The sequence below is a fragment of the Lacimonas salitolerans genome, from assembly GCF_042677865.1.
Taxonomy (GTDB): Bacteria; Pseudomonadota; Alphaproteobacteria; order Rhodobacterales; family Rhodobacteraceae; genus Lutimaribacter; species Lutimaribacter salitolerans.
The window spans coordinates 1-510 of sequence record NZ_JBHUDD010000060.1 but is presented as its reverse complement, the minus strand read 5'-3'; the positions used below and the strand labels follow the sequence as shown (position 1 = coordinate 510).

Here is a 510-nt window from a genome sequence, read left to right as displayed (position 1 = left end):
GACCGGGCCTTGATGCTGATCCCGCGCCGACACGCAGCATCGATCCGCTGCGGCTCAAAGCTTCTGGCCAGCGACAGTATGCCCAGGCAGGTCCGGAAGCCCTGCTCAGGATGCGGCCTGTCCTGCATCACGATGTCACAAAACGCAGCGACCGATGGCCCCAGCTTAGCAGCACTGCTCAGGATCCGCGCAGGCGACCATTGCGCATAGCGGCGGTGAGCCGAAGGCATATGCTCCGGCGCCGTGATATGGCTACGGCGCCCGGGGTCCCGCAGGTGACTGGCGACGCGCATGCCGCGATGGAAGACTTCCACGGTTCTGTGGGTGATGCGCGCGTCAACCACCTGCCGGATCAGGCTGAACGGCACAGAATACCAGCAGCGATCCACCTCGATGTGATAATCCGGCCCAACACGGGCACGTTTCCAGCGCGCAAAGACATAGGGTTCTGCTGGCAATGGCTGCAGGTTCGGGCGATCGAGCGTCGCAAACAGATCCGCCCGGCTGGCC

The 510-nt window shown here is 64.1% G+C and carries 1 protein-coding gene; it reads right to left on the bottom strand.

What is annotated here, in order from left to right; genetic code table 11:
• The coding region (locus tag ACFTOW_RS13225) for a Mu transposase domain-containing protein (RefSeq protein WP_417498543.1) at positions 1–510 on the bottom strand (510 nt) is incomplete at both ends.